Annotated in this window: 18 protein-coding genes and 1 other RNA gene; 8 read left to right on the top strand and 11 right to left on the bottom strand. The window is 57.8% G+C overall.

Features of this window, described 5'->3' with window-relative positions:
- Positions 1 to 57 precede the first annotated feature (57 nt).
- The 4 genes from dnaE to corA form a co-directional block, all read right to left on the bottom strand.
- Positions 58 to 3,594: a DNA polymerase III subunit alpha gene (gene dnaE / locus RAK07_RS09165; protein WP_305732531.1), complete on the bottom strand. Its 3,537-nt coding sequence runs from the start codon at positions 3,592 to 3,594 to the stop codon at positions 58 to 60.
- Between the two features lie 273 nt (positions 3,595 to 3,867).
- Entirely contained in the window at positions 3,868 to 4,755 is an 888-nt protein-coding gene (gene xerD / locus RAK07_RS09160) for a site-specific tyrosine recombinase XerD (protein WP_305732530.1), read from the bottom strand.
- Positions 4,752 to 7,451, bottom strand: a complete 2,700-nt coding sequence (gene glnD / locus RAK07_RS09155; protein WP_305733501.1) for a [protein-PII] uridylyltransferase — start codon at positions 7,449 to 7,451, stop codon at positions 4,752 to 4,754. Before glnD ends, xerD begins: the two co-directional genes overlap by 4 nt.
- Positions 7,452 to 7,480: 29 nt before the next feature.
- Complete coding sequence (gene corA, locus RAK07_RS09150; RefSeq protein ID WP_305732529.1) at positions 7,481 to 8,434, bottom strand: magnesium/cobalt transporter CorA; 954 nt, start codon at positions 8,432 to 8,434, stop codon at positions 7,481 to 7,483.
- Positions 8,435 to 8,602: 168 nt separating this feature from the next.
- Between corA and smpB the strand changes: the two genes are divergently transcribed.
- The 3 genes from smpB (at position 8,603) to RAK07_RS09135 (ending at position 10,880) form a co-directional block, all read left to right on the top strand.
- Positions 8,603 to 9,058: an SsrA-binding protein SmpB gene (gene smpB / locus RAK07_RS09145; RefSeq protein WP_305732528.1), complete on the top strand. Its 456-nt coding sequence runs from the start codon at positions 8,603 to 8,605 to the stop codon at positions 9,056 to 9,058.
- A gap of 33 nt (positions 9,059 to 9,091) precedes the next feature.
- Positions 9,092 to 9,445, top strand: a transfer-messenger RNA (tmRNA) gene (gene ssrA / locus RAK07_RS09140).
- Between the two features lie 202 nt (positions 9,446 to 9,647).
- Positions 9,648 to 10,880 carry a tyrosine-type recombinase/integrase gene (locus RAK07_RS09135; protein ID WP_305732527.1) on the top strand — a complete coding sequence of 411 codons (1,233 nt, stop codon included), beginning with the start codon at positions 9,648 to 9,650 and terminating at the stop codon, positions 10,878 to 10,880.
- Between the two features lie 232 nt (positions 10,881 to 11,112).
- Here the strand turns inward: RAK07_RS09135 and RAK07_RS14060 are convergent, their stop codons facing one another.
- From RAK07_RS14060 to RAK07_RS09125, 3 genes are read right to left on the bottom strand one after another with little or no spacing between them, the layout of a single operon-like run.
- A complete protein-coding gene (locus RAK07_RS14060) occupies positions 11,113 to 11,547 on the bottom strand; it encodes a very short patch repair endonuclease (protein WP_374215758.1) in 435 nt (144 codons plus the stop codon).
- The gene (locus RAK07_RS09130) at positions 11,537 to 12,667 is read right to left on the bottom strand and encodes a hypothetical protein (RefSeq protein ID WP_305732526.1); all 1,131 of its coding nucleotides are present in this window, start codon (positions 12,665 to 12,667) and stop codon (positions 11,537 to 11,539) included. Before RAK07_RS09130 ends, RAK07_RS14060 begins: the two co-directional genes overlap by 11 nt.
- Entirely contained in the window at positions 12,645 to 14,117 is a 1,473-nt protein-coding gene (locus tag RAK07_RS09125; protein ID WP_305732525.1) for a DNA cytosine methyltransferase, read from the bottom strand. The genes RAK07_RS09130 and RAK07_RS09125 overlap by 23 nt, the downstream gene beginning before the upstream one ends.
- Positions 14,118 to 14,379: 262 nt before the next feature.
- Here RAK07_RS09125 and RAK07_RS09120 point away from each other — a divergent pair, with 262 nt between their 5' ends.
- From RAK07_RS09120 to RAK07_RS09100, 5 genes are all read left to right on the top strand, one after another.
- Complete coding sequence (locus tag RAK07_RS09120) at positions 14,380 to 14,886, top strand: hypothetical protein (protein WP_305732524.1); 507 nt, start codon at positions 14,380 to 14,382, stop codon at positions 14,884 to 14,886.
- On the top strand, positions 14,883 to 15,041 hold the full coding sequence (locus RAK07_RS09115; RefSeq protein ID WP_305732523.1) for a hypothetical protein: 159 nt from the start codon (positions 14,883 to 14,885) through the stop codon (positions 15,039 to 15,041). The genes RAK07_RS09120 and RAK07_RS09115 overlap by 4 nt, the downstream gene beginning before the upstream one ends.
- A gap of 145 nt (positions 15,042 to 15,186) precedes the next feature.
- The gene (locus RAK07_RS09110) at positions 15,187 to 16,335 is read left to right on the top strand and encodes a replication initiation factor domain-containing protein (RefSeq protein ID WP_305732522.1); all 1,149 of its coding nucleotides are present in this window, start codon (positions 15,187 to 15,189) and stop codon (positions 16,333 to 16,335) included.
- Positions 16,332 to 17,708, top strand: a complete 1,377-nt coding sequence (locus tag RAK07_RS09105; protein WP_305732521.1) for a hypothetical protein — start codon at positions 16,332 to 16,334, stop codon at positions 17,706 to 17,708. Before RAK07_RS09110 ends, RAK07_RS09105 begins: the two co-directional genes overlap by 4 nt.
- A gap of 10 nt (positions 17,709 to 17,718) precedes the next feature.
- Complete coding sequence (locus tag RAK07_RS09100; protein ID WP_305732520.1) at positions 17,719 to 17,946, top strand: helix-turn-helix transcriptional regulator; 228 nt, start codon at positions 17,719 to 17,721, stop codon at positions 17,944 to 17,946.
- Between the two features lie 193 nt (positions 17,947 to 18,139).
- Here RAK07_RS09100 and RAK07_RS09095 read toward each other — a convergent pair whose 3' ends face one another.
- From RAK07_RS09095 to RAK07_RS09080, 4 genes are read right to left on the bottom strand one after another with little or no spacing between them, the layout of a single operon-like run.
- Entirely contained in the window at positions 18,140 to 18,916 is a 777-nt protein-coding gene (locus RAK07_RS09095; protein ID WP_305732519.1) for a SagB/ThcOx family dehydrogenase, read from the bottom strand.
- Entirely contained in the window at positions 18,913 to 19,449 is a 537-nt protein-coding gene (locus RAK07_RS09090) for a lipocalin family protein (RefSeq protein ID WP_305732518.1), read from the bottom strand. The genes RAK07_RS09095 and RAK07_RS09090 overlap by 4 nt, the downstream gene beginning before the upstream one ends.
- 25 nt (positions 19,450 to 19,474) lie before the next feature.
- Entirely contained in the window at positions 19,475 to 20,671 is a 1,197-nt protein-coding gene (locus RAK07_RS09085; RefSeq protein ID WP_305732517.1) for an MFS transporter, read from the bottom strand.
- A gap of 31 nt (positions 20,672 to 20,702) precedes the next feature.
- Positions 20,703 to 21,503 (bottom strand): M23 family metallopeptidase, encoded by an 801-nt coding sequence (locus tag RAK07_RS09080; RefSeq protein WP_305732516.1) that lies wholly within the window; start codon positions 21,501 to 21,503, stop codon positions 20,703 to 20,705.
- Between the last annotated feature and the right edge of the window lie 4 nt (positions 21,504 to 21,507).

Genomic DNA, 21,507 nt, shown 5'->3' with positions numbered 1-21,507 from the left:
ACGCCGCACAAGTAACGCCGCCGCTTGACGCGGCCAGGGCGGAAAAAGACCATTCCCCTACTCGAAAATTGCGGCATTATAGCCGACACACCGCTCCACCGCCACCCTAAATTCATCGCTGGCCGCCACCTTCAGGTGATCGGGCAGCTTGATGGTGGTGCGGCTGCGGTTGGGGATTTCAAACTGCACCTGCACCGGCAGGTTCCCGGGGTACCGCTCCAGCAGTTCCCGGATCGGCTGCAGCCGGTCGCTGGAGAGCTCCGGCAGCCGCAGCGCCAGCCGGACCCGGGTGGTGGCCTGGGCCTGCACGTCGTGCAGCAGGCGGATGTCGCCGTTGCCCCCCTGCTGAAACTTGCGGCCGTTCCCCTCCTGGGGCTTCATCACCAGCAGTTTGCACCCCTTTTCCCCCTTTTCCAGCTTGCCGGTGATCACCAGCGGATCGTCGGACTTAAGCAGCCCCACGGCCGGGACGTACATGTCGGAGAAGACGGTGATCTCGATGGCGCCGGTCAGGTCCTCCAGGGTGACGAACCCCATCCGGTCCCCTTTTTTGGTGGTGATCTCCTTGCAGGCGGTGACGATGCCGCACAAGCGCACCTCGCTGCCGTCCGGCAGGTCGGAGAGGCCGGTGATGGTGCTGCTGGCAAGACGCTGGATGTCCGCGGCATAGCGGTCAAGGGGGTGGCCGGTGATCAGGAAGCCCAGGGCCTCCTTTTCGTAGCCCAGTTTTTCCTTGTCGTGCCACTCCTCGACGTTGGGCAGCTTGCGGCCGCTACGGGGCGCCGTTGCGGCGGGCATGTCGCCGAAGAGCGACACCTGGGCACTGTCCCGCTCTTCCTGGAACTTCTGGCCCGTGGCCATGGCGTCGTCCAGGGCCGCCATCAGCGGGGCCCGCCATCTGTGCAGGGAGTCGAAGGCGCCGCACTTGATCAGCGCTTCCAGCACCCGCTTGTTGACCCGCCGCAGGTCCACCCGCTCGCAGAAGTCGTACAGGTCGGTGAAGGGGCCTTCGGCCCGGGCTTCGATGATCGACTCCACGGCACCGGCTCCCACCCCCTTGATGGCCCCCAGGCCGAAACGCATGGAGTTCCCCACCACGGTGAAGGACTGGCCGGAGCTGTTTATGTCCGGCGGCAGCACCTCGATCCCCTGTTCGCGGCAGTCGCTGATGTTTTTCAGCACCTTGTCGGTGCTGTCCATGTCGCAGGTCAGCAGGGCCGCCATGAACTCCACCGGGTAGTGGGCCTTCAAATAGGCGGTCTGGTAGGCGATCAGCGCGTAGGCGGCGGAGTGGGACTTGTTGAAGCCGTACTCGGCGAACTTGGCCATCTGGTCGAAAATCGCCTCGGCCTTCTTGGGGTCGATCCCTTGGGCCTTGGCCCCGGCCAGGAACGGCTCCTTTTCCTTGGCCATGACCGCTGGGTCCTTCTTTCCCATGGCGCGGCGCAAGAGGTCGGCCCGTCCCAGGGAGTAGCCGGCCAGGGAGCGGGAAATCTGCATGACCTGCTCCTGGTAGACGATGACCCCGTAGGTGTCCTTCAGGATCGGCTCCAGCTGGGGCAGGTCGTAGACCACCTTCTGGCGGCCGTGTTTGCGTTCGATAAAGTCGTCCACCATGCCGCAGCCCAGGGGGCCGGGACGGTAGAGGGCGCAGGCGGCGATGACGTCTTCGAAGCAGGAGGGTTTCAGCTTGACCAGCATCTCCTTCATGCCGCTGGATTCAAGCTGGAAGATGCCGGTGGTGTTGCCGGAGGAGATCAGGTCGTAACTGGCCTTGTCGTCGTCCCGCAGAACCGCGATGTCGAAGTTCGGGTCCTTCCCCTCCCGCACCAGCCGTACCGCGTTCTGGATCACGGTGAGGTTCTTGAGACCCAGGAAGTCGAACTTCACCAGGCCCACCATCTCCACGTACTTCATGGAGTACTGGGTGTTGATGGAGCCGGTCTTCTGGTCCTTGTAGACCGGCAGAAACTCCTCCATCCGGTTGGGGGCCACCACGACGCCCGCGGCATGGGTGGAGGCGTGGCGGGTGAGTCCCTCCAGGCAGACCGCGGTTTCCAGCAGCTCCTTCACCTTGGGATCGCTTTCGGCCAGTTCCCGCAGCTGGGCTTCCTGCTTGATGGCCTTCTCAATGGTCATCTTCAGGTCGTCCGGGATCAGCTTGGCGATCCGGTCCACGTCGCCGTAGGTCATGTCCAGAGCCCGCCCCACATCCCGCACCACCGCCTTGGCCTTCATGGTCCCGAAGGTGATGATCTGGCAGACCCGGTCGCGGCCGTACTTGTTGACCACGTAGTCGATCACCTTTTCCCGCTGGTCCTGGCAGAAGTCCACGTCGATATCGGGCATGGATATCCGTTCCGGGTTCAAAAACCGCTCGAACAGCAGGTTGTAGGGCAGCGGGTCCAGGTCGGTGATCCGGATGGCGTAGGCCACCAGGGAGCCGGCGGCGGAGCCCCGTCCCGGTCCCACCGGGATGCCGTGCTCCTTGGCCCAGTTGATGAAGTCGGCCACGATCAGGAAGTAGGCCGGGAACTTCATGGCGCGGATACAGTCCAGCTCCACCTGCAGGCGGTCGTGGTAGGCCTGCTCCTGCTCGGGGGTCATGTCCGGGTACTTGGCCCGGATGGTCACCAACCGCTCTGCCAACCCTTTGCGGGCCTGCTCGGCCAGCAGGTCGTCGTGGCTTTTCCCTGCCGGCGGTTCGAAGTGGGGGAAGTAGTACTCCTGCTCCAGCGGCAGCTCCAGGTTGCAGCGCTCCGCGATCCGTACCGTGTTTGCCACCGCCTCCGGCACGTAGGAAAAGGCCGCTGCCATCTCCTGCGGGGTCTTGACGTAGAACTCGTCCGCCGAGAACTTCATGTGGGTCGGGTCGGACATGGTCTTGCCGGTCTGGATGCAGAGCAGCACCTCATGGGCCCGGGCATCCTCCCGGTTCAGGTAGTGGCAGTCGTTGGTGGCCACCAGGGGCAGGGCCAGTTCCCGGGCCACCTCCAGGAGCCGCTTGTTGACCGTATCCTGCTCCGGCAGGGTGTTTTCCTGCAGTTCGATGTAGTAGCGTCCGGGAAACAGGTCGGCGTACCAGCGGGCGGTCTCGATCGCCTCCTCCATCCGGCCCCGGCCGCACTGCATGGCAACTTCGCCTTTCAGGCAGGCGGAGAGCGCAATCAGGCCGTCGGCATGCTTTTCCAGCAGCTCCCGGTCGATGCGGGGGCGGTAGTAGAACCCCTCCTTGAACCCGGCGGAGGTGAGGTAGGAGAGGTTCTTGTACCCCTCTAGGTTCTCGCAGAGCAGAATCAGATGGTAGGCAGCCTCGGAGATTCCTTTTGAATCCTTGGAAAAACGCGAATCAGGGGCGATGTACAGCTCGCAGCCGATCAGCGGCTTGATGCCGGCTTTCTTGCACTTGAGGTAGAACTCCACGGCCCCGAACATGTTGCCGTGGTCGGTGATGGCCAGGGCCGGCATGTTGTAGGCCTTGGCCTTGGCCACCAGGTCTTCGATCCGGATGGCGCCGTCGAGCAGCGAATACTGTGAATGGAGGTGGAGATGGACAAAAGGGGTGACGGCGTCTGCCGATGCAGCAACTTCCATGGGACGGCCTCCGGGTGAGCAGTGAGGAAAAAGTATGCCCCAGGCCAATATCTGGTGTCAATGTCGGGGTTTTGACGCAAGATATTGCGAAAAGTAAGGCGAGGGCATGCGGAGCCGCGGAGCGCGCGGAGGAAAAACGTTCATGGCACGCGGAAAAGGCCGGATTTGAACGGATCTGCGCGGATACACCAGAACAGGAAAAATTTTTGAAATCTGCGTAAATCCGCCGCATCCGTGTAATCCGCGTGCCATTGCCTTTGATGCTCGGTTTCATTATCCCCGCGGATGGATGCTCTGGTGCAGTTTCTTCAGCCGCTCCTTGGTGACATGGGTGTAGATCTGGGTGCTGGAGAGGTCGGCGTGACCCAGCATCAGCTGGACGCTGCGCAGGTCGGCACCGTTTGCCAGCAGGTGGGTGGCAAAGGAATGGCGCAGGGTGTGGGGGGAGATGTTGCGGGCGATGCCGGCCTGGTAGGCCCGTTTCTTGATGATGTTCCAGAACGCCTGGCGGGTCATGGCCTCCCCCAGGCGGGAGAGGAAGAGATGGGTCTTGCTCCCCTCGGGGTCCTGCCTGGTGCGGACCCGCTCCAGGTAGTCGGCCACCCGCCGGCAGGCGGTCTCCCCCACCGGTACCAGACGTTCCTTGTTTCCCTTGCCCACGGTCATGAGATACCCAACCGCCAGGTTCAGCTCCCGCAGCTTCAGCCCCACCAGTTCCGACACCCGCAGGCCCGTGGCGTAGAGCAGCTCCAGCATGGCCCGGTCCCGGATATCCTCCGGCCGGTCCCCTGCCGGCGCCGCCAGGAGCGCTTCCACTTCGGAGTTGTTCAGAAACATCGGCAGGGTGCGGGCGGTGCGGGGAGCATCCACCAGGGTGGCCGGGTTGACGGTGGCGTACCGTTCGATCAGCAGAAACTTGTGAAACATCCGGATGGAGGACAAGAGCCGCGCCCGGCTGCGGGGGGCCAGTCCCCGTTCCCGCTCCCTGGCCAGGAACTCGGCGATGTCGGTGGGCAGCACCTGGTCCGGCTCCCGCCGGTCCCGGGCCTCCAGGCTGTCCAGGTAGCGGGCCAGGTCCGCGGCGTAGGCGTCGCGGGTGTTGCGGGACAGTCCCCGTTCCGCGGAAAGCCAGGCCAGGAACAGGTCGAGCAGCCGGTTCATGTCCAGTCGTCGATGGCGGCAGCCAGGGTGCTTTTGATGTCGTTCAGCTTGTCCTCGGCAATGATCTTGTGGCCGAAGATATCCTTGACGTAAAAGACGTCGGCCACCTGATCCACCTTGGTGGAGATCTTGGAGACGCCGATGTAAAGCCCCAGCCGGTTCAGGGTGCTGGTGATCAGGTAGAGCAGTCCCACCTTGTCGTGGGCGTAGATATCGATGACCGTGTACTCCTCGGAGACTTCGTTGTCGATCTCCACCCGGGTGGGAACCCGCGGCGCCGGCTTGCTGGTGAGCAGGGTGGGGCGGTGACGGTTTTCCACCATCTCCACTACGGAGAGGGTGCCGTGCAGCACCTTGCGCAGGTCGTCCTCGGCCTTCTGCCAGCGGTTTTCGTCGGTGATCAGGAACCCCTGGGGAGAGTTGACCTGCAGGATGTCCAGCACTTTCCCCTTCTTGCTGGTGTTGATCTGGGCGCCCAGGATGTTCATGCCGCCTGCCGCCATGACGCCGGTGATCATGGCGAAGAGGCCGTAGACGTCGAAGGTACAGATGGTGATGGTGGAGTAGCCGTGTTCCGGCTCGTGCCGCACCTGCAGCACCAGGTCGCTGCTTTCCAGGCGGACCAGCAGGCGCAGGTGGTCGGCGATGTCGGCAAGCGGCGTGGAGAGCAGGTAGCGCACCGGCAGGGCCCGCAGTTCCTCACGGGCCGTGACGGCGGGGATGTCGTACTCCACCATTTCGCGCACCGTGCGGCGGATGGTGCGGGCCCGCTCGCTGCCGGCCTCCAGCTTGAAGTCGCCCCGCTCCAGGATGTTGAACGCCTTCTCGTACAGCTCGTTCAGCAGCGACGCCTTCCAGGTGGTCCAGACGTCCGACCCCACGGCCCGCACGTCGGCCACGGTGAGCAGGTAGAGCATCTTCAGGTTTTCGCTGGTTCCCATCTGGCGGGCGAACTGCAGGATCATCTTTTCGTCGGACAGGTCGCGGCGCTGGGCGATATGGGCGAAGAGCAGGTGGTTTCGCACCAGGAACTCCAGCCGCTCCGAATCCTCCTTGGAGAGCCCCATCCGCCGGGCGATGGTGGGGATCATGGCGGCCCCCTTCTCGGCATGACCGCCCCCTTCTCCCTTGCCGATATCGTGGAACATCACCGAAAGGATCAGCAGTTCCCGCTTGCCGATCTGGCGGGCCACCCGGCAGGGCAGCGGCAGCTCTCTGGACAGGGTGTCGTTCAGAATTCCCTCGATCTGCTCCACGGCAAAGAGGGTGTGAATATCCACCGTGTAGATGTGGTAGAGGTCATGCTGCACCTTGCAGTAGATATGTTCGAACTCGGGAATGTACTCGTTCAGGAATTCCAGGTGGTGCATCAGGCGCAGGGTGTCGGCCACCCCCTTGTCGCTGCGCAGGATGTTCAGGAACGCCTGGTTGACGGCGCGGTTGCGCCGGAATTTGTCGTTGACCAGGTGCAGGGAACGGCGCACCAGCCACTTGACCCGGATGTTGAGGGTAACCCGGTGCTTCTGGGCCAGCTCGAAGATATGCATCAGCACTGCCGGGTTCTTCTCCACCACGGACTCGTCCGGGACGATCAGTTCCCCCTTCAGCACGAAGCAGCCTTCGCCAACCGGGCGGCGCACGAAGTAGCCCAGCACCTTCAGCGCCCCTTCGTCACGCCAGATGCAGCGGGAGACCAGGGTGGAGGCGAAATGTTCCACCCGGGCGGCATGGCGGTAGAAGTCCCGCATGAAATCCTCAACCGCCAGCACGCGGCCCCGGTCGGTATAGCCGAAGTAGCGGGCCATGTGCACCTGCAGGTCGAAGTTCAGCTGGTCGCTCTTGCGGCCGGTGTGGAAGTGCATCTCGTTGCGCATCCGCCAGAGGTGGTCAAGGGCGTTGTGGTAGACCTCCAGTTCCTCCTCGGAGAGTACTCCCTTGATGACCAGTTCGTTGATGGTGTCGAACTTGTATTTAACCCGGGCCACCCAGAGGGCGGTCTGCAGGTCGCGCAGCCCTCCCTCGCCCTCCTTGAGGTTCGGTTCCAGCAGGTAGATGGTGGCGCCGTACTTGCCCCGGCGTCGCCGCATCTCGGCGATCTTTTCCTTGATGAAGCTGTCGCTGGACTTGGGCAGGATCTGCCTGAACACGGTCTTGTGCAGGGTGTCGAAAAGGGGAGGGTGTCCCGCCAGGAAACGGCAGTCGATCAGGGCGGTCTTGATGGTGGCGTCGGCGGCGGCCAGCTCGACGCAGTCGGCGGCGGTGCGCACCGAGTAGCCCACATCCAGGCGCAGGTCCCAGAGGAAGTAGAGCAGTTTCTGGGCAAAGGCTTCCACCGTCTCCTGGGGAACGGTGCCGTCGTGCAGGAACATGATGTCCACATCGGAGAAGGGGTTCAACTCTCCCCGGCCATAGCCCCCCACCGCCACCAGGGTGAGGTGTCCCGCCAGGGCCGCTGCTGTGTTGTCTGCGGTCACGATATCGGCAAAGAGGTCGGTCACCAGGGTGTCCATCATCCGGGCAAGCCAGTGTACCACGTCGGTGCCGCTGGCGCCGGCATCGTGGCGGCTGTGCACCGCCTGCCTGCTGTCGGTGATAAACTGTTTGCAGGCCGCAAGCAGCAGGGGACGGCGTTCATCGAAGGACCGACCGTCCCGGGGAGGAAAGGAGTGTGCCGGCGAAACGGAGGAAAAATCCATGGAGGGGGTGTCCTTGTCGCGACGGAGGGTCAGAGCCATCCTTTTTTCTTGAAAATATAGAGCGGCAGCACGGCGGAAACCACGATCATGCAGAGGGCCAGCGGGTAGCCGTAGGAAAGCTCCAACTCCGGCAGGTGCCGGAAGTTCATGCCGTAAATGCTGGCGATCAGGGTGGGGGGCAGGAAGATCACCGACATCACGGTGAAAATCTTGATCACCTTGTTCTGTTCGATGCTGAGGAAGTTGAGAAACAGGTTCTGCAGATAATCAAGCCGCTCGAAGTTGAAGTTGGCGGTGGTGATCAGGGAGTTGACGTCCTTGATCATGATGCTGAAGTCGCTTTTGAGTGCACCGGGAATCTTGCCGGTCTTGAGCAGCGAAGAAAGCACCCGCTGCTTGTCGGTGAGGTTTTCCCGGATGGTGATGTTGGTGGCCTCGAAATTGGCGATGAAGGAGAGAAACTTTTTGGTGTCGTCGAAGTTGCCGGGATTCAGGCGGGCGATGGTGGCAATCTCGCGGGAGACCGCCTCCAGGGTATCGGCATCGTCCTCGATCCGCATCTCCAGGATACCCCCCATCACCCAGGCACCGCTGGTGAAATGGCTGGGGTTCAGGGTCAGCTTGCGGATAAAATCGCCGAACACCGGCAGTTCCACGAAGCGGATGGTGACCACGAAGTTGTCCTTCAGGGTGAAGGAGACGGTCTCGTTGGTGGTGGTGGTGTCCTGCTTGGCCAGGAAGTAGGTGTTGATGGTGATGCCGTACTCGTCTTCCCAGTAGCGGGCACTGAACTCGATCTCTTCCGTCTCCTGACGGCTGGGCAGGTCCAGGCCCAGTTTGCGGTCCATGTCCGAGATTTCGGCCATGCTGGGGGAGAGCATATCGACCCAGATCAGGTTGTTGGCCTCGATCAGGTCGATTTCGTCGCTGTTGATCAGATGGCTTGAGATGACGCCGTTGGTATTGTAGAAAACCCTGATCATGACCGACCTCCCCTTGCAGCAACGCGCACAGATGGTATCCCGACTTGTATAGACTCCGTGGAATGGCTTGTCAACCGCCGAGAGCGGGGCGCAGTGGGTGGTCCGGTCAGGCCCTGCAACGTTTCGGCCATTCCCTTTTTGGGGCCGCTCTGCTACAGTTCAACCATCATGTCCGAAAAACTGATCTGCGCAAACAAGCGGGCGTTCCACGAATACCATATCGAAGAGCGGCTTGAGGCCGGTATTGTCCTGGTGGGGACCGAGGTGAAGTCGCTGCGGGCCGGCAAGGCCAACCTGACCGACGCCTTCGTGCTGGTGAAAAACGGCGAGGCGTGGCTCCACAACCTGCATATCGCCCCCTACGACTTCGGCAACCGCCAGAATCACGATCCGGAGCGACCCCGCAAGCTGCTGCTCCATGCAAAGGAGATCGACAAGCTGCATGCCCGCATCAGGCAGGACGGCTGCACGGCGGTGCCGCTGCGGCTTTACTTCAAAAACGGCAAGGTTAAGGTGGAGGTGGGAACCGCCAAGGGGAAAAAGCTGCACGACAAGCGGGAGGACCTGAAAAAGAAGGACCTGAAGCGGGAGCATGCAAAAGACTTCAAAATAAAGGCCAGATAGGATATACTGATTTCGGTGGATCTTTGAAAATTTGGGGGCGTAAAGGTTTCGACGGGGGAATGAACTCCCGGGTTGCACCGGGTCGGGGCAGGTGGCCGACCTTAATAAACCTGCACGGCAATATCTGCCGACAATTATTACACCCAACCTGTTGCACTCGCTGCTTAACAGGCGTCCCCGACTGAGATGTCGGTGGTAGGAAGGGGACGTCATTCACTACCGAATAGGATCGCGTAAGCCCGCTACGCAGTCCGAAATTCAGGGATCGCCGGCTTGCTGCCTTGTCTTTTGAACAGCATACCGGCTAAATCGATCAAAAGACTAACGGTGTAGTAGCTCTGGACGTAGGTCTTTCGGACGTGGGTTCGACTCCCACCGCCTCCACCATTTAACAATCCGATACGGTCCGGTAAAATGTAAAAGCTCTTGAGAAATCAAGGGCTTTTCTTTTTGTGTTGTCCGAGGTTGTCCGGTGTTGTATGCTGAAATCCGTTGGTTTTGGAGGTATGTCTGGGGTGCAAATACCTCCATAGGTGTTTCGATGCCTCCATAGCTCTGTTGAAATACCTCCAAAAAGGAGACGGCAGCCATGCCTAAACGGATTACCCCTCTTTCCGATGTACAGATCAAGAACGCAAAACCGAAAGTGCAAGCCTACAAACTGATGGATGGCTTCGGCCTTTATCTGCTGGTGTCGCCGACAGGTGGGAAACTCTGGAGGTTTGATTACCGATTTGGGGACAAGCGGCTGGTAATGGCAATCGGTGCTTATCCGGCCGTCACCTTGGCCGATGCAAGAAAGCGCCGTGATAGCGCCAGGGAATTGCTGGCAAACGGTATTGATCCGGGCGCGGTAAAGAAGGCGCAGAAAGTCGCGGTGCTGGCCTCATCAGAGAATTGTTTTGAAACAGTCGCCCGTGAATGGCACGATAAGTTTTCAGGTCAATGGTCCCCCGGTCACGCCGTAACGATCATGGACAGGCTGACCCGCGATGTGTTCCCCTGGATCGGCAGTAAACCGGTATCAGAAGTACGACCCCTTGACCTTCTTGCAATCCTTCGCCGGGTAGAGGGGAGGGGGGCGCTTGAAACTGCCCACAGGATCAGGACAATCTGCGGGCAAGTGCTGCGGTATGCCACCGCCACCGGACGGGCTGAAAGAGATTTTGCCGCAGACCTTCGGGGCGCATTACCACCGGTGCGGGAAAAACATCATGCGGCCCTGACTGACCCGAAAGAAGTTGCGGAACTGTTGCGGGCTATTGAAGGGTTTAAGGGCACGTTCCATGTCAAATGTGCATTGAAGCTAGCCCCGATGCTGTTTGTCCGTCCTGGTGAGCTTCGGCAAATGGAATGGTCGGAACTTGACCTGGATGGCGCTCAATGGAACATCCCCGCCGAAAAGATGAAGATGAAAATTCCCCACATTGTGCCCCTCGCAAAACAAGCCGTTGAAGTCCTGCGGGAACTGCAACCGCTTACCGGATACGGTCGTTATGTCTTTCCCTGTCACCGTTCACCGCTTCGCCCCATGACCAACAATGCCGTCAATGCAGCACTCCGGCGCATGGGCTATACATCAGATGAAATGACTGGCCATGGTTTCAGGGCAATGGCTCGAACGATTCTTGATGAAGTGTTGCAGGTACGGCCTGATTATATTGAACATCAGCTTGCACATGCTGTGAAAGACCCGAACGGCAGAGCATACAACCGGACAGCCCACCTTGCAGAACGCCGGAAGATGATGCAGCAGTGGGCGGATTATCTGGATGGCTTGAAGGCAGGGGCGAAGGTGATTCCATTGAAGCGGACGGCATAGCTGAAAAGCAGAGTAAATGTGATTCGAAAATCATCAATGTTTTTGATGTGTTGTGAGAGTTTGTAGAAATCAAATAGTTGGCTCGTCTTTTCCTGGTAGTTAGTCCAAGCGAATCCAACTAAACTCAGCAACTTTTAATGCGGTCAGGGGCAATGAAGGGGCAGTTATCGGCCACTGTACTGTAAAGGAAGATGAAAACTGACAAAAGCAGGCTTCCCAACGGTGAAACTATTTATAAAGATTGAAGTGTCTTGAAAATTCTCTCTGCAGCGAGACTTACATTGGCTTTTATTTCGTGCTCCCAAATTCGTATTACGGTCCACCCAAGTTCATTTAACCGATCACAGACTATCTTGTCCCTACTGATGTTGCCTTGAATTTTACTTTCCCAGAAAACATTATTTTTTTGGGGTTTAATCCAGTGTTCCGGACACCCATGCCAAAAACAGCCGTCCACAAAAACAGCAACTTTCTTTTGAGGAAAGGTAAAGTCAGGGTTACCAGGCAGGCTGTTTTTAAGTCTGTACCGGCATCCTCTTGCCCAGACGGCTTTCCGAAGGAGTATTTCTGGTCTGGTGTTCTTGCCACGAATGCGAGACATACAATAGCTTCGCTGCGTGGGAGTGAGAACGTCAGAATCAGAAGCTTCCTCAGGTTTAAACGTCAACAGACTCCTCCCGAAAGTCAATCACAATTTCATTTTCTTCAAACGGAAGCTGACGTGGATCGACTGATATTCCATCAATTTTTACGCCAGGAGGAAGTGCTCCAAGAGAACTGATTACAATCGATGCAAATTCACGCAAATTTGAGGCAATTCTCATTCGGGCGAAATCTTCTAAGACTGCGTATAGTCGATAGATGTCATATGGTGTTTCTGATGTGGCAATTTCAATAAGCTCGGACATCGAAATATGTATTGGGTTTGTAAATTCTCCTGCTGTTGATTTTACATCAACTTTACGCGAGTCATTTTGAGTTATGGATACGACAAAGTCAAAAGGGGCTATCGCGTTTGCGTCCGACTCCCACTGATAATCAAAAAAGTGCCCATGAGCTTTCTCATTTTCTAGCCATTCATCTACCAGTTCTTCCCCCAGCCTTCCAGTCTGCGAGGCATTCTGACGAGCCTTGGCTAGCTCCTCTTGGGTAACTCCCCGGCTTTTTCTGCGTCGGAGTAGCGTTGATAATCCATCAACCCCTCCTAGAACAGCGTCCTCAAGCGCATCTACATCGGTAAAGTCAAGAATGGGATGATCTTCTGCGACCTCTGCCTTTGTTAAGACAGCAGAAAGCTCATCACCAGTAACCTCTATCATTCCACACCGCTCGGAGAATCTTGCTCCGTATACTTTGTCAAGTTCTGTGTGTAGTGAAATGTCCTTGGCTGAAGCACGGGCAATCAGGCAGATACGCACAGCCTTCGGCTCTACATCACCGGTGAACTCAAGTAATGCAAAATCATCTTTTTCAAGCGAATCATATCGATTGGGGGTGTTGTCGGGAGCTTTTATGTACTCGCCGTTCAAACGCCAGTTCTTCTGCTGTTTCAGAACTTTACGTGTTACAGTTTGTAGCCCTGCCCCGTCAGGCCCAAAAACTGACAGAATTAGCGCGTCACTTCGTAAATCTGCACGTGATTGAAGAGCTGGAAAGAATCTTCCGATGATTACCGCTTTATCAAGATTGATACCCTTCTGCTTCGCCCCAGTAGTTTGGCGAAAGTGATGCTCAAAGATTGTGAGGTCGGAAGAGGATAGTCGTTTAAGCGCTAATTTTCTCGGCATGTTTTATACTTCCTTGGAGTTCGTTTATGATTACCTCCGCAACGGCTTTCGCCATAAGCGGAGGGACGGCGTTTCCTATCTGTTTGAAGGCTGGATTCATCGGTCCCTGGAATACAAATCCGTCAGGGAATGACTGAAGTCTAGCTGCTTCCCTCACTGAGATTGTACGTGCTTGGCTACTATCGTAGTGGATATGAGAATAGCTGTCTTTACCTAAATGCGCCATCAGCGTTCGTGCAGGTTTATCAGCCTCCATTTTTCTCCATTTGTTGGGGAATTTACCTGGATCATATGGCGGGACATACTGCACCCATTCCAACTCATAGCGACTACTTCCTTTTTGGGGTTTCTCTCCTTCTATACACTCGATTTCTAGCAATCTCTCTGCAAACATTTTTTTGGCCAGTTCGTGCGCCTCTGGGTATTGATCGCCGGGGTTCATCCTGGCAAAAATCTTGTAGTCGCGGGGAAGGTAGCGGATAACGTGGTCAGAAACGCCTTTAGAGGATAAAAACCCTTCCCACTCCCTCATTAGTCGCTGATAAGCATTGCCCGGAGGTTTTCGGTATGGGGCAAGTTCCTTAAAATGACGAGGTCCCTTCATCAGCTTGAGAGGTGAGTCTTCCGAAATGACAGGCAGGTCTGATAACGCTTCCTCTGCGGTTATGGCGGGAAGACAGCAAGAGGGATCAGGCTCAGGGGGGTCGACAAAATACTTGTGTTCCTCAAGTTCGCTGAATTTAACAGTTTGCAGTGCGACTTGTCGTGACCCATGATAGCCCTGCGGTAAGTCAATCCAGTGGGACGGTTGAGGATGCCAAAGGCAAGGCTTCAGTTCCTTCCGATAGGCCACAAGAAACATACGTTCCCTCATTTCAGGAACACCATAAAAAACAGCATTTAGAATGGTATATTTAGGAAGATATCCTAAGTCCTCAAGAGCTTCACATACTTCCTCCGCTATGTTGTGTCCTCCATAATTCAGGACATCGGGAACATTTTCCATTACGAGCGCAATTGGTTGCAATGCCCGGACATAGTCAAGGTACCTAAGATAAAGATTACTACGAGGATCACGCAAGAATGCATCAGGGTGTTCTGCTATTTCTCGTAATTTTGCTCTGCCAACGCGGGCAAATGCTTGGCAAGGCGGCCCACCCACTATTACATCCACTTGGTCTTTGACTGGGCCAGTAAGTGTAAATTCGTTTAGAAGTTCAGGTGGATCAATTGCTGTTATGTCGCGTGATCGCGCATGCAGGTTAAAAGATTTTGGATGAAAATTCAGGGCATGAGACTTTGCAGCCGCAGCATCTATCTCAACTGCACCGACGATCTCAAAACCAGCAGAGTGAAATCCAAGAGAAATACCGCCACACCCTGCAAACAGGTCAAGGACCCGTGGTTTTTCTCCTGAAGTTAAGCGGGCTATTTTTTTAGAAATACTCATATTCTCTTCTGCGTTAGTAGTTCCAGGTTTGTTGGCACCTGCGGAGCGCAACTTTATCACAAAGATGGAGTCGCCATGTACAAAAAACTTCCCTGTTTAGATGTCCTTGCATCACTTGAAGCCCCTGAAGCAAGCATCCATGGATGATTAACCGCAATGTCTTAACTTCGGCCACTAGGAGTGTGTAATTTTTTTCTTGACTTTGTCTGAAAAAACAAGATATCTAAAATCCAAGACAACTTATTTTTAAGACGGGGCCGCTATGACCGCCAAAGACAACGAAATACAATTCACGGTCAACCTGGAAACCGAACTGCTCGAACGCTTGAAAGCAATGGCAGAGCATGCCGGGCTGTCCCGGCACAAACTCATGGTGAACCTTTTGACAACCGGTATTGAGGAAATAGAAGCGCTCGAATATGTCGGTATTTTTCAGGTTGCTCTGATTATCCGCAACGCTACCGAATCGAAGGATAAGGCCGATTCCCGCAAATCCGATGAAAACAAGGCCTCGGAAATGCCTATCCCTCTGCGGATCAGCAAAGCGATTGTTGACCGTCTTGACCGCTTGGCCGACCGGGGCGATATAAAACGCCAGCGCCTTGCCCGGAATATCCTGGAAGTGGGACTGGAGGAACTGGAGACGGCGAAGAAATACGGTCTCACCCATTTGGCTAAAAAGATAAGAGACATGCACGACCTGTTTACCGATGTCCTGAGCATGGGCAGGCAGGCATTTTTTGCAGGAAAGGAGGTGAAAGGCAAATGATCGTCATTGACAGTAGTAAACTGCCAATCAAGGTAAAGGTCACAGGAAAGGGAGGACAGTATGTCGAGTACATTCTCAAAGCAGCAACGCGCAAGCTTGGTGCGCAACTGGTTTCCCCTGATCATGCCACACTGTTACTGGCAGCACAGAACTAAGGCACCATGACCGGTGGTATCCCTGGGGGATGCCGCCGGTCTACATACTCATTCACTGCCCCGTAAGCCGGCCAACCGTCACTGAACGTAGTAAGCAAGCCATGGGCAACATCCAAGCGCACGCATGTGCAGAAAGGAAGTTGTCGTGGCTATTTTTGTATCTACCGGCGAACTAAACATAGAATTGAATACCGACAATGACCCCGGCCGACCGGACAGGGTTTCCGGCCTGGGGGCCGGTTCCCTGTTCGGATCGGCGGGACAGCCGCAGGCTGAGAAAACCCCGGAGCCCCCCATAGCTAACAGGGGGGCAGAAATTTCAATCCCCCCTAATAACCGTTTTCTTCTTGATTGGGCCTCATTCACCTTCAAACTTGATGATCCCCGAGCCGTTGCATCACTTATCAACCTTGATCCTGATTTATTCTCGCAATGCTCCTTTGGCTTCTCCGGGTATCGCTCCTCCCTCAAGCTCGGCAACATCAGTATCTATTTCAATGGCCGGGAAAACATGGGCTGTCATGTGGAAATGTCCGGCCAGGGGTGCCGACTCTATGAAGGATATTTCACCCGGAATCCCTGGCAGTCGCTCTTTCAGATTATTCTTGCCGCCAATGCCAAGTTTACCCGCCTTGATCTGGCAATAGACAATGTTGACGGCCTGCTTACCCTGGGAAGCGTTTGGTCCGCCATTCAGGACCATGAACAGCAGATACGCACCCAGTTCAGGGAATGGCGCAGAATCCAGAAAGGTAGCTTTGAAAAGGGGCAAAAGGTAACCGGGGATACCATCTATCTCGGCTCCACCAAATCAAGCATCCAGTTCCGCATTTATGACAAAGCACAGGAAAGTAACCTTGACGGTCACTGGATACGCTTTGAAATCCAGTTGCGGGACAAGCGGGCTCAGGAAGCCGCAAAGCTCCTCTCCAGCGGTGAGGCGATCGGCTCACTGGCAACCGGCATCATCAACACCTATTTCGCCATCATCAACGATGACGACGCCAACAAAAGCCGTTGCTCCCTGCAATCCTGGTGGGCTCAATGGTTGCAGAGCACGGAGAAGATACGGCTTGCCACGGAACAGGCAATAAAGCTTGTCTCCGACACCATGAACTTCATCAAGCAACAGTATGCTCCGTCCCTGGCAATGATCCAGACCTATCTGGGGCCTGCCTTGTTCAAGTCGTTCGTTCAGGAGGTCTTGTCGGACGGTACTGACCGGATGGGGGCAAAACATGAAAAAATCCTGGCGGCTACTGAAGCCGCAGAAACCGCCGGGAGGTTTTCATGAACGAACAGAATGGTAAACTCTCCGCCTACTTCCCCGGCCTAGTTGATGTCTGCAAAAATGATGACGGCCAACTGCTCTACTGCACGGTTCAGGATGGGCACCTTGTCTTCTCGGACCAGCACACCACGGACACTGAAACCCTCACCATACCCGACGAACAGCACTTCCCCTTCCTGCTGCCCCGTGCCGGTGAAGTGCAGCGTTACTACAGCCAGGACGACACCACCCTCTATGACGACCTCCTGGCCTACCTCAAGCGGTTCTCCGCCCTTGACGCCGAACAGTGGCCGCTGGTGGTCTACTATATCTTCCTCACCTACCTGCACGACCACCGCGACATAGACTACTGCGGCTACCTCCTCTTCTATGCCGTGCCGGAGCGGGGTAAAAGCAGGACCGGCAAATCCGCTTCCTACGTCTCCTTCCGGGCCAGCCATCTCATTGAACTGCGGGAGCCCATCATCTTCCGTTATACTGAAAACTTCCACGGCACCCTGTTCTTGGACCTCATGGATGTCTCCAAAAAAGCAGCCCAAAGCCAAAGTGAAGACCTGCTCCTGCTGCGAGCTGAAAAGGGGGTCAAATGTGTGCGCGTCAACCGGCCTGACCTGGGAGCCTTCCTTGACACGGACCGCTATGACATCTACGGCCCCACCATCATTGCCACCAATGAGCAACTGCATAAAATCCTGGGAACCAGATGCTTGCCTATCATCATGCCGAACTGTCCCGGCGACTATGAGAACCCCCGGCCTGAATTGGGTCTGGAACTGAAAGAACGGCTCACGGCGTGGCGGGCCAAACATCTCTTTGCCGCACTCCCCAGTCTGAAACCGCTAGAAGGCATTAGTGGCCGCCTGTGGGACATCTCCAAACCACTCCTGCAAATCAGCATGCTGGTGAAACGGCAGAGCCTGGAACTGCTGCACGCGCTCAGGCGGATCGCCAGCGATAAGATAGAATCCCGCCAGGACACCACGGAAGGGCGTATCGCTGCCATCGTCAAGGAGATCAGCGAAGCAGGCGGCTATGACCGGCTGGAAGAATGGAGTATCTCGCAAGGCAACATCCTGGTCAGGCTCAATGAAGGCAGGGCGGAAGGCTATAAAACCAGCCCCCAGGGGTTGGGGCTCAAGCTCAAAACCATGAGCCTGCGGACGCGGCATGTCAAAGGCTATGCGGAACTGATGATTACCCGCCATGAATACCGGATGCTGCTGGAACAGAACGGCTTTGAATGTAGAGAGTTGCAACTCTCCCCTAACTCTCTACCTGAAAAACATGAAGAAGTTCAGCTGGATTTGAGAGAGGTGGAGAGTAGTAGAGAGTCTGGGGAAGGGCAGGGTGGGAACCATGACAATCTGCCATTCTGAGGAAGCAGGTATGCAATCATCAAAAAATAACGCACTCCCGGAAACCGGTCTGGTCAGGCTGTCGCAAATCCTGGGGGATAAGAAGAAGGGGATACCCCCGATTATTCCGGTGAGTAAGTCCACGTGGTGGTCGGGCGTCAAGTCCGGTCGCTATCCGCAGCCGATCAAGTTAGGGGAACGGACCACCTGCTGGAACGTTCAGGATGTTCGGCGGCTGATTGACCCGGCTGCATCTTAGGGTCATGGTGGCTAACAGGGTGAAAACTTGGTGGTATATTTGGGGGTATGTCTGTTTTTGTGAACTGAATTAATTTATTTGTTTCGGTATGTTGTACAATCAGTTTGATTGACACCGCCCCACCAATTTGCTTGAAGAGATACCCCTGTGGGTGCGCTGTCCGCCGCCCGCAGGGGCATTTTCGTTTGAGGGGCTACCCTGAACATCCGCCCACCTTTCCCACCGGGGCGATATACACTGTGAATTCCTCCGTACTGTCCACGCCCAGCAGGTCGTCGCTCAGGGATTGATCGTAGGCGGCAATGGCGCAGGTGCCGGCACCGATGGCTTCACAGGCAAGATAGAGGTTTTGGCACACGTGGCCCGCATCCAGGGCGATGACCTTGTAGGAGGCCTCGGCGTAGCGCCATTCGGTCCGCTCCGGCAGCACGGTCCAGAAGAAGGTGGCCGCTGCCCGGCCGGCGAATTGCTGCCCCCGGGTGGCGGCAACAACGCGGGCCGCAAGATTGTCCGGTTCCCGTTCAACGACCAGGGCGTGGTCCAGCGGCAGGTAGCGATAGATCCCCGGCGTATGCTCCGCGACATTGAGCACGGCCAGGTAGGTCTCAAAAGGATGACGGCAGCCGGCGGAGGGGACGGTACGCAGTACCGCCGCCTGGTGCAGCTCGCAGCGGACTCCCTGGGTTGCCCAGAGCAGGAAGGAGAGCTCGGCAGGGGAGAGCGGCTCTCCGGTGAAGCGTCGCCGGCTTTCCCGGCGGGCGATGGCGGCCCGCAGGTCGCAGGGAGGGATGGCGCACTCCTGCGGGGGCGGCAGGGTGACGATCCTGCTGTTTGCAGCCACCGGCTTCTGTACCGGCGGCGGCGCCCCTCCTTCCGCCTGGGCGGTGGAGCGGAAGTTCACCTCGTCCCTGATCCGGTCGCTCAGGAAGTATCTGCCGGCTGCGGTGGATATGGTTGGGCCGCGGCTCATTTTCTGGTCAACTGTTCAACCGGGAAGCCCTGACGCCGGAGCTTCTCAACGATGTCGCGGTAGACCGGTTCGTCCAGCGAAGGTTGCCGCGCCAGTATCCAGAGGTAGCGACGATTGGGGGAGCCCACCACGGCGTATTCGTACTCCCTGCCCAGGTCGATGACCCAGTAATCTCCCCGGAACGGCCAGAAAAAGCTTACTTTAAAGCGGGCGTTCCCCACCGGATCGACGGACCAAGCCCGTCCTTTGGCCTCGCGCAGGTGGCCGTCGGCAAGGTCTACGCAGCGGTTGAGCACTTCCACCTCGCCGTCGGGCAGCAGGGTGTAGGTGGCGCTGCTTTTGCCGCATCCCCGCTGGAACGAGTGGTCAAGGCGGGCTATCTCATGCCAGAGCCCCATGTAGCGGGGCAGGTCGACCTTCGGAACGGTGGGGAGCGGTGGCGCCCCTGATGCCGCAGACCCCGTTCCGGCGGCAGCGGCCCAAACGAGCGCGAGCAGAGCAACGACGGTGATGATCCGTGATGAAGCGCGCATGGGTTGTACCTCCAGCTCTGTTCGGTTACGGCTCCGGTGCGGAAGATAAGGGAGGCTGGCCGCGCTGCGAGCGGGACAGTGCGATGAAGCCGAGCAGTGTGCACAGCCCCATGCCGCCGCCTGCGAGGTAGCCGGTGGAGAAGCTGATCCGTTTCAGGGCAATACCGATGGTGGTGGCCCCTGCCATCATTCCCAGAAAAACGCAACTGTGATACATCCCCATGGCCAGTCCGCGCTGAACCGGGGGGACCTGTTCGGCGATCAGGGCGCCGACGGCGGTGTAAATAAGAGCCATGCCGATTCCCAGGACAACGGCGCAGACCAGCATGGCGGCAAGCTGATCCGTACCCCCCAACCCTCCCAGGGCAAGGGACAGGACAATCAGGCCGGCGGCAACGATCCAGCGCCGGTCGACCTTGTCTGCAACGGTGCCGATCGGAATCCTGCTGATCACGTTGGTCATGGCCTGGGCAGCGAAGATGATACCGACCTGGCCGGGAACAAGGCCGTGGGATACCGCCGACAGCGGCAGAAAGGTCAGGAAGATGCCGTAGCCGATGCAACTGCCGACGGTGGCCAGCAGGCAGGCCTGCAGGTGATGGTTACGCAGCAGTACCATGCTGCTGCCGAGGATGGTGTGCAGTTCCGAACGGTGCCTGCCCCGTCCCCGGGGAAGAAGCGCGGCCGCGGTCAGGGTGACCGCCAGGGTGAGGCCGCCGGAGATGGCAAATACCGTGCGTAGTCCCACTGATTCAGCCAGCAGCCCACCCGTGGCCGGCCCGATGGTCATGGCAAAGTAGCCGGCCGTGGTGTACCAGCCGTAGGCCTGTCCGAACTTTTCCGACGGTACGATGTCCGCCACCAGCGACATCATGGCCGGTGCAAAGGCAGCCAGACCGGCGCCGAAGAGGACGTAGGCCCCGGCCATCTGCAACGGCAGGCTGCAGATCGGAATCAACAGCGAGGAACAGGCAATGGCAAGGGAGCCGATGACGATCGGCGGCTTTCTGCCCAGCCGGTCGGCCAGCATGCCGGCCGGGATCGAGAGCAGGCCCGCGGTCAGCATGAAGGCGCCGTTGATGATGCCGACCCGGGTCGGGTCGGCCCCCAGGGAGGCAGCGTAGAGCGGCATGACCGGCAGGCGCAGGTAGGAGCTGAAAAACGCAACAAAGTTGATCAGGCAGAGGCTGAGAAACGGTATGAGGTAGCGACGATCGGGCATGGCGGAAATCCATCGGGGAAAAACGGCGAACTCAGGGTATGGACGCCGGAACGTTGGAGATGAGCAGGGAACCGTCGGCCAGAATCTCACGACGGAAACGGGTGCGCGGTACGGACGGCGCCGCGGGAGCGGCGGCGGAGGCCACCCTGATACCGCTGCCGGGCATGAAGGCGGCGCTGATGTTGCTGCCCGACTGCCAGGCTTCGAAGTGGACGTGGGGGCCGGTTGAACGGCCGGTGCTGCCGGCCAGGGCGATGGTGTCCCCCTTTTTGACCGCCTGCCCCGGGTCAACCGTGTTTCTGCTGTTGTGGCCGTAAAGGGTGATCATGCCGCCGCTGTGCTCCAGCAGCACGGTCCAGCCGTAGCCGGAACGGAAACCGGCGTAGACGACGTTGCCGTCGGCCACCGCCCTGACCGGCGTGCCTTCCGGCACTGCGATGTCAATACCGTTGTGGTGCCGCCAGGCGCCGTCGATGGGATCGACCCGCATGCCGACTCCCGACGTGATGGTGCCGGTCACCGGTAACACGGTCTCCACAGTTTTTGCATTTTCAACGGGTTGCAGCTGGTTCTGGACGGTTTTCTCGATGATTTCCCGCAGGGAGGGAGACGCCTGCGGTCGCGGGTTCGTTGCCGATGTCGTGCGGAGCGGTCGCGCGGCAGGTGAGCGGGAACGGCTGCTTCTGACCACCACCTGGGCATCCTTTTGCTGCGGAGCGTCGGTGAAGGTCTCGATGCCGTCGATGGTGACGAAGCGGTAAATGTCCGCCGCAACGCCGGCAGGAGCCAGCAGGGTGATGACAACGGCAATGGCAAGCAGGAGGAGGGGCACGGGG

Source organism: Trichlorobacter ammonificans (genome assembly GCF_933509905.1).
GTDB lineage: Bacteria > Desulfobacterota > Desulfuromonadia > Geobacterales > Pseudopelobacteraceae > Trichlorobacter > Trichlorobacter ammonificans.
Note: the sequence above shows the minus strand (reverse complement) of the source record. Positions and strands in the feature narration are given on the sequence as shown.

Excerpts from the sequence above, each read along its gene's own strand:
- dnaE (WP_305732531.1), bottom strand. The coding sequence starts at position 3,594 with ATGGAAGTTGCTGCATCGGCAGACGCCGTCACCCCTTTTGTCCATCTC.
- xerD (WP_305732530.1), bottom strand. The coding sequence starts at position 4,755 with ATGAACCGGCTGCTCGACCTGTTCCTGGCCTGGCTTTCCGCGGAACGG.
- glnD (WP_305733501.1), bottom strand. The coding sequence starts at position 7,451 with ATGGATTTTTCCTCCGTTTCGCCGGCACACTCCTTTCCTCCCCGGGAC.
- corA (WP_305732529.1), bottom strand. The coding sequence starts at position 8,434 with ATGATCAGGGTTTTCTACAATACCAACGGCGTCATCTCAAGCCATCTG.
- smpB (WP_305732528.1), top strand. The coding sequence starts at position 8,603 with ATGTCCGAAAAACTGATCTGCGCAAACAAGCGGGCGTTCCACGAATAC.
- RAK07_RS09135 (WP_305732527.1), top strand. The coding sequence starts at position 9,648 with ATGCCTAAACGGATTACCCCTCTTTCCGATGTACAGATCAAGAACGCA.
- RAK07_RS09130 (WP_305732526.1), bottom strand. The coding sequence starts at position 12,667 with ATGCCGAGAAAATTAGCGCTTAAACGACTATCCTCTTCCGACCTCACA.
- RAK07_RS09125 (WP_305732525.1), bottom strand. The coding sequence starts at position 14,117 with ATGAGTATTTCTAAAAAAATAGCCCGCTTAACTTCAGGAGAAAAACCA.
- RAK07_RS09120 (WP_305732524.1), top strand. The coding sequence starts at position 14,380 with ATGACCGCCAAAGACAACGAAATACAATTCACGGTCAACCTGGAAACC.
- RAK07_RS09115 (WP_305732523.1), top strand. The coding sequence starts at position 14,883 with ATGATCGTCATTGACAGTAGTAAACTGCCAATCAAGGTAAAGGTCACA.
- RAK07_RS09105 (WP_305732521.1), top strand. The coding sequence starts at position 16,332 with ATGAACGAACAGAATGGTAAACTCTCCGCCTACTTCCCCGGCCTAGTT.
- RAK07_RS09100 (WP_305732520.1), top strand. The coding sequence starts at position 17,719 with ATGCAATCATCAAAAAATAACGCACTCCCGGAAACCGGTCTGGTCAGG.
- RAK07_RS09095 (WP_305732519.1), bottom strand. The coding sequence starts at position 18,916 with ATGAGCCGCGGCCCAACCATATCCACCGCAGCCGGCAGATACTTCCTG.
- RAK07_RS09090 (WP_305732518.1), bottom strand. The coding sequence starts at position 19,449 with ATGCGCGCTTCATCACGGATCATCACCGTCGTTGCTCTGCTCGCGCTC.
- RAK07_RS09085 (WP_305732517.1), bottom strand. The coding sequence starts at position 20,671 with ATGCCCGATCGTCGCTACCTCATACCGTTTCTCAGCCTCTGCCTGATC.